The organism is Methylobacterium sp. (genome assembly GCF_019750675.1).
In the GTDB taxonomy this organism is placed as follows: Bacteria; Pseudomonadota; Alphaproteobacteria; order Rhizobiales; family Beijerinckiaceae; genus Methylobacterium.
On sequence record NZ_JAIEOF010000016.1, the window covers coordinates 1 to 6551 of the forward strand.

At 67.9% G+C, this 6551-nt stretch carries 5 protein-coding genes; 4 read left to right on the forward strand and 1 reads right to left on the reverse strand.

The annotated features are described in order from the left end of the window. A partial coding sequence (locus K2X24_RS00835) for a L,D-transpeptidase family protein (protein ID WP_292493783.1) occupies nt 1-1695 on the reverse strand: 1695 nt, incomplete at its 3' end. 129 nt (nt 1696-1824) lie between these two features. On the opposite strand from K2X24_RS00835, the gene K2X24_RS00840 reads away from it, so the two are divergent. The 4 genes from K2X24_RS00840 (at nt 1825) to K2X24_RS00855 (ending at nt 6543) form a co-directional block, all read left to right on the forward strand. Further along, nucleotides 1825-2673, forward strand: a complete 849-nt coding sequence (locus K2X24_RS00840; RefSeq protein ID WP_292493785.1) for an SDR family NAD(P)-dependent oxidoreductase — start codon at nt 1825-1827, stop codon at nt 2671-2673. A 246-nt stretch (nt 2674-2919) separates the two neighbouring features. Continuing rightward, the gene (locus K2X24_RS00845) at nt 2920-3960 is read left to right on the forward strand and encodes an RNase A-like domain-containing protein (RefSeq protein WP_292493787.1); all 1041 of its coding nucleotides are present in this window, start codon (nt 2920-2922) and stop codon (nt 3958-3960) included. 303 nt (nt 3961-4263) lie between these two features. Further along, entirely contained in the window at nt 4264-5742 is a 1479-nt protein-coding gene (gene zwf / locus K2X24_RS00850; protein ID WP_292493789.1) for a glucose-6-phosphate dehydrogenase, read from the forward strand. Nucleotides 5743-5847: 105 nt separating this feature from the next. After that, complete coding sequence (locus K2X24_RS00855; protein WP_292493791.1) at nt 5848-6543, forward strand: GntR family transcriptional regulator; 696 nt, start codon at nt 5848-5850, stop codon at nt 6541-6543. Nucleotides 6544-6551: the final 8 nt, after the last annotated feature.

Here is a 6551-nt window from a genome sequence, read left to right on the forward strand (position 1 = left end):
GGGGCGGGCGGCCCTGTTCGGAATCAGGCCCGGCGGGATGGGCGCATCGCCCTGTGACTTGATCGGCGCGATCCCGGGGGCGGCGGCCCGCGGTTTGGGCGGGGATGACTTGGCGGTGTCCGGTCTGGCGCCCTCCGCCTTGCCGGTATCCGTCTTCGCCACGGCGCCCGCCTTCTCGGGCGCCATCGCTTTCCTGGGCGTGATCGCCCCCGTGGTGGCGACCTCCGGCATCGGCACCGCCGGGCTGTCGATGCCGTAGATGTCGTCGCGGAAGTGGGCGCGCCCGTCCGGGGTGGCGTAGCCGGTGAGATACACGAAGGTCACCGGGATCTGCTTCGGGAGCTTGATGTCCAGACGCTCGTTGGTGGCGATGCTGGTCTCGATCTCGATCGGGCCCCAGGTCGAGCCGGGACCGTTGGGACCGGGCGTGCCTTCGAGAAGCCAGCCGGCCAGTTCCTTCACCTGCGCGACGCGCACGCAGCCATGCGAGTGGAACCGCACCTCGCGGGCGAACAGCGACTTCGACGGCGTGTCGTGCATGTAGACCGCCTGCTTGTTCGGCATGTCGATGCGCACCTGCCCCAGGGAGTTCTCCAGGCCGGAATCCTGCCGCAGGGTGTAGTTGGCCGCCTTCTCGCTCGACCAGTCGATGGCGGTGGGGTCGACCTCCACGCCGCCGGGGCCGAGGATGCGGATGCGCTCACGGGCGAGGTAGCCCGGGTCCTTGCGCATCTTCGGAATGATCTCTTTCTTGATGATGGAGACCGGCAGGGTCCAGGTCGGGTTGAGGTTCACGTCGGTGATGCGCGCCTCGATGCGCGGGGTCGCCTTGTCGGGTTTGCCGACCACCGCCACGTAGCGGCGCACCACCACGCCGTGGTCCACGGCCTCGACGGTGGCCGAGGGGATGTTCACCACCACGTAGCGCTCGCCATAGGCGAAGTTCGAGCCGATCTGGCGCGCGGCGGAGGCGGCGAGCTGGCGCTGGCGGGTTGCCGCCGGCACGTTGAGGGCCGCCACGGTCTGCCGGCCGATCAGCCCGGTCTCGGGCAGGCCGTGCCGGGCCTGGAAGGATTTGATCGCCACGACGAGGGTCGCGTCGAGTTGATCCCCCGCCATGGCCTCTGGCGCCAGGTCGCCCACCAGGATCAGGTGCTTGCGCAGGGCCGGGATCGCCGGGTGGCTGGCGCCGGGCTTGATCACGAGGTCGACGGGCAGCGCCGGCCAGCCGCCGGCATCGGCCATGGCCTGGTAGCGGTCGGCCATGCGCAGGGTATCGAGGAAGGTCGAGGGGCTGAGCGTCGGGACCGGATCGGCGGAGACCCGCGCCACCACCAACGGCGGCAGCTCCCGCGACTTCTTCACGGGCGGCGCCGCGTCGCCCGGGCCCGGCACGATCGCCTGAATGGCCGGCGTCGTTGCCGGTGCCGCCACCAGGGCCTCGATCTTCGGCCGTGCGGGAGTGTCGGGCGCCCTAACCGGATTCTCTGCTGTCGCCCTGGCCGGCGCCTCCTGCACCGTCCTGGCCGGGGTCTCCGCTGTCCTGGCCGGAGTCTCGCTTGCCCTCGGGGGGACTTGCTGGCCCATGGCGGTGGCACCGAGGGCGAGGAGAAGCGCCATGGAGGACAGGCCGGCACGCAGGGCTGCGCGCGGCGTGAGCGGCTTGGGAAGGTCGGCACTGTGGCGCCAATACATCACGGATCTCTCGCGTGTGGTGTCTCCCCAACCATGCTCGCGGAGGGTTACCAATCTCCTGTCCCGGCCTGACGTGGTCCACAGGGCGCCCTAACTCTGGTCCGCGTGCAGAGCGCGGGAGGAGAGTCCATGACCATGCATCCGGCACTTCAGGCGGGGCGAACCGCCGTCGTCACCGGCGCGGCGAGCGGGATCGGGTTGGCGGCGGCCAGGCGCTTCGCCGCCGAGGGGCTCGCGGTCTGGCTCGCGGATCTGCCCGGAGAGGCTCTGGATGCCGCCCGCGCGGAGGTTGCGGCCGTCGCCGGGGACGCTCCCGTCCGAGCGCTGGCCACGGATGTCCGGCGCCCCGCGGACATCGCGGCCCTACGCGATGCGGCCTGTGCCGAAGGCCCGCCCGCCGTGGTGATGTTGAATGCCGGGATCGAAGCCGGTGGCCGGCTCTTCTCGGAGCCTGAGACCTGGGCGCGCATCCTCGACACGAACCTCTGGGGCGTCATCAACGGCATCCAGGCCTTCGCGCCGGCGATGATCGCGGGCGGGCAGCCCGGCGCCATCGTGGTCACGGGCTCGAAGCAGGGCATCACCACGCCGCCGGGCAACACGCCCTACAACGTTTCGAAGGCGGGCGTGAAGGCGGTGACGGAGGCGCTCGCCCACGACCTGCGCGGGTGCGAAGGCTGCCGCACCAGCGCCCACCTGCTGATCCCGGGCTTCGTCTATACGGGCCTCGCCAAGGCCCGCGGGATCACCGAGAAGCCCGACGGAGCCTGGACGCCGGAGGAGACCGTGCGCTTCATGCTGGAGCGGCTGGAGGCCGGCGACTTCTACATCCTCTGCCCGGACAACGAGACCACGCGGGCGCAGGACGAGCGCCGCATCGCCTGGGCGGCCGGCGACATCATCGAGAACCGCCCCGCCCTGTCGCGCTGGCACCCGGATCATGCGGAGGCGTTCCGGGCGTTCGCTGCGGGGCGCTGAGGCGAGGGATGTCCCGCAGGCGATTCGCCCGGCTCCGGAAGGCGATCCCGAATCCGCGATGCGCGGGCAAGAGATCCGACCCGGGGCACACCGTTCGGCCGCCACGGACCTGCGGCCGAGACGGTCGTCCGGGCGGCCGAAGCGATCCCGCGGAATTGGCCGATGGGCTGCAGTTTTGATAAGAATATATTGACATTTCTGGGCGGAGCGGACAACCCTGGGCGGTTTTCGCACTAGGGGATGGCCATGCGTGAGAGTCTGCCAGAGACCACCTCGAATGCGCTTCGCTGGCAGTTGGCCGCGCTCGCTGTCGAGGCGAAGCTCGTCCGCGCGCGCCTGGCGCTCAAGGTCTTCAACCCGTTCCAGCCGCGCGTCCCGGCCGGCACCCGGGAGGGCGGACAATGGGCCGGCGACGGCACCGCGGATCGGACCGGCGACGGCTCCTTGATCCAGCTTGTCGCGGGCCGGGAACGGGACCGGATCTCCGGCGCGGAGCTTGCCAGGGATCCCTACCTCAACCGCCATATCGTCGATGGGCATGTCGGGAAGACCGACGCGGAGGTGATCGAACGCGTCGCGGACAGTTACCGGCGGCAACTGTTCGGTCTCCTGCCGCCGAGCTTACCGCTGATGAGGGATGGATCCTTCGACTCGATCGAGTCTGCGAGAACCTTCATCAGGGAGGCACTGGAAAAGAATAGAGACGCCGTTCAACGGGTCGCGGAAGGGTCGGAGCCTGACGCCTTGCTCAAGTCGCGCTTCGGCTATCCGACCGGTCGAGAGGCCGTGAGCATCCCGAAGGATACGCCCATCCGCATGAGGACGACTTATGGCGTCGGCATCTGGATCGTCCATGATCGCTCTACGGAGAGGGGCTTTCGCATCATCACGGCCTATCCGAGGAATGATGACGACGAAGGAGAGAAAAAATCAAACCCATACATTGACATACAGGAGATCAAAATGAGCCCTTCTTGGAAGGATTTTGCTGGTCAATTTCATCTTTATGTCCATCTTTGTGGAGACACATGGGAAGACATCGTCGGATACATCATGCAGAATAGAAGCAAAGAAGAAGCCCTGGAGGTCAGGGCGTTTTTCACCGATCTGCTTGCAAAAAACTTGAGCGATCAGGAACTTGAAGATATTTGGGCCTATTCTTCTGCGGATATCTATCCAACGAGCAAAGATGGCTACAGGGCCTTCTACGAGCTGATTCGTGATACGGCAGACCAGCATGTGCGAGGCGTTCTGCCCAAAAGGGTCAGGGTCATACCCGACCTGTGATGCTGTCCCTCGCAAGGTTGCGACAATCGATCGTCCAAAGGGCCGATCCCTCCGCGCGGGCCGAGGGGCGGAGCCCCGCATGCGCGCCGCGCCACCTTCCGGGGCCTTGCCCCTGAACACCCCACCCAAGGGACCGAGTTCCTAGGGAACTCCCGGATGGGCGCTCAAGTGGGCAGGCGCACGAGCGGCGCAGCGGCGCCGGCCCGCCTTGGCGAGGTTCCTGCAGGGGTATACTCCCGACGGTGATGAATCGGTCGGCTCGGGTGCCGGCGCCGTCGACCCTCAGGACTCCGGGAGCCGCCCTTGGCCACCATCATCCCCGTCGCCTCCTTCGATTGCGTCGTGTTCGGCGCCACCGGCGACCTGACCACGCGCAAGCTGCTGCCGGCTCTGTACTACCGCTTCGAGGACGGGCAGATCCCGGGCACGAGCCGGATCATCGGCGCCTCGCGCTCGGAGATGAGCGCCGAGGCGTTCCGCGAGCGCGCCCGCGACGCGATCAAGCGCTTCGTGCCGGCCGGCGATGTCAGCGAGGACAAGCTCGGCGCCTTCCTCGACCATCTCGACTACGTGGCCGTGGACGGGGCGGGCGACGAGGGCTGGGAGGATCTCGCCGCCAAGCTCGCCGAGCGCCCGGACCAGGTGCGGCCCTACTACCTCGCCACCTCGCCCGACCTCTACGGCTCGATCTGCCAGAACCTGTCGAACCACGGGTTGATCGGCGAGAAGTCCCGCGTCGTGCTGGAGAAGCCCATCGGCAAGGACCTGAAATCGGCCCGCGCGATCAACGACGCCGTCGGCAAGGTGTTTCCGGAAGAGCAGATCTTCCGCATCGACCACTATCTCGGCAAGGAGACCGTGCAGAACCTCCTGGCCCTGCGCTTTGCCAACACCATCTTCGAGCGGCTCTGGACGGCGGACGTGATCGACCACGTCCAGATCACGGTGGGCGAGACGGTCGGCGTCGAGGGTCGCGCGGGCTACTACGACACCTCGGGTGCGCTGCGCGACATGGTGCAGAACCACATGCTGCAGCTTCTCTGCCTGATGGCGATGGAGAGTCCGCTGTCGCTCGACGCGAACTCGGTGCGCGACGAGAAGTTGAAGGTCCTGCGGGCCCTGAAACCCATCACCCCGCACGACGTACAGAGCGTGACGGTGCGCGGCCAGTACGCGGCCGGCGCCGTGGCGGGCCAGCCGGTGGCAGGCTACCGGGCCGACCTCGGCAACGAGGCCGACAGCCGGACCGAGACCTTCGTCGCCCTGAAGCTCGAGGTGCAGTCCTGGCGCTGGGCGGGTGTGCCGTTCTACCTGCGCACCGGCAAGCGCCTGCCCCAGAAGCTCTCCGAGATCGTGGTGCAGTTCCGCGCCTCGCCGTTCTCGATCTTCCCGGCCGAATCCTTCGGGCGCGAGCCCAACCGCCTCGTCATCCGGCTCCAGCCGGAGGAGGGGATCAAGCTCGAGGTCATGACCAAGGACCCGGGTCCCGGCGGCATGCGCCTGCGTCCGACCAACCTCGACATCTCCTTCGAGGAGACCTTCAAGCAGCGCTATCCCGACGCCTACGAGCGCCTGCTCATGGATGTGGTTCGCGGCAACGCCACCCTGTTCATGCGCCGCGACGAGGTCGAGGTGGCGTGGGCCTGGGCCGATTCCCTCCTCAAGGCCTGGGCCGACCGTCCCGAGCCGCCGCGTCCCTACGCGGCCGGCAGCTGGGGACCCACCGCCGCCATCGCGCTGATCGAGCGCGACGGACGCACCTGGCATGAAGAGATCCGCTGATCGCCGGGGGAAAGCGAGGTATAATTCCGGACTCCCTCGACAGGCCGCAGTCGGCGGATTACCAGGGGGAGTATTGTTCCTTTTGCTTCCAGACGTCGCGGACCCATGAACAAGATCGAGACGGGCCTCGGCATCAACCGACGCTACCTGCACGATGAAGTCGTCGATCGGATGCGGGATCTCATCCGCTCCGGCGAGCTCGAGCCGCGCGCGCGGGTCAACGAAAGCGAGCTGACCGAGCGCTTCGGGATCTCGCGCACCCCCCTGCGCGAGGCCATCAAGATCCTCGCCACCGAGGGACTGCTCGAATTGCTGCCGAATCGGGGCGCGCGGGTCGCGAGCCTGTCGCAATCCGAGATCGAGGAGATGATCGAGGTGATCGCCGGCCTGGAGGCGACCGCCGCCGACCTCGCCTGCCGTATCATCACCGATGCCGAGATCGACGGCATCTGCCGCGACCACGACGCCATGGTGGCGGCCTGGAAGGCCGGCGACGAGGCGCTGTACTTCGCCCTCAACCGCGCGATCCACGAGGCCATCATGCGGGCGAGCCGGAACGCCACCCTGGCGGGCATCTACGACAGCCTGTCGGGGCGCATCCAGCGCTCGCGCTACGCGGTGCATCAGACGGCGCAACAGTGGGAACAATCCGTGTGCCAGCACGAGCAGATGATCGCCCTGCTGCGCGCCCGCGACGGCGAGGCGCTGGCCCGCCTCATGCGCGTGCACATCCGCGCGCGCACGCCCGTGATCGCCGAGAATTTCGGGACCTCCGACCGCGAGGCGGTTCCGGCGGCCTGAGCCGGAGC

What these genes read in the sequence shown, in the direction of transcription:
- K2X24_RS00845 (WP_292493787.1), top strand. Translation starts at nt 2,920, where the DNA reads ATGCGTGAGAGTCTGCCAGAGACCACCTCGAATGCGCTTCGCTGGCAG.
- K2X24_RS00840 (WP_292493785.1), top strand. Translation starts at nt 1,825, where the DNA reads ATGACCATGCATCCGGCACTTCAGGCGGGGCGAACCGCCGTCGTCACC.
- K2X24_RS00855 (WP_292493791.1), top strand. Translation starts at nt 5,848, where the DNA reads ATGAACAAGATCGAGACGGGCCTCGGCATCAACCGACGCTACCTGCAC.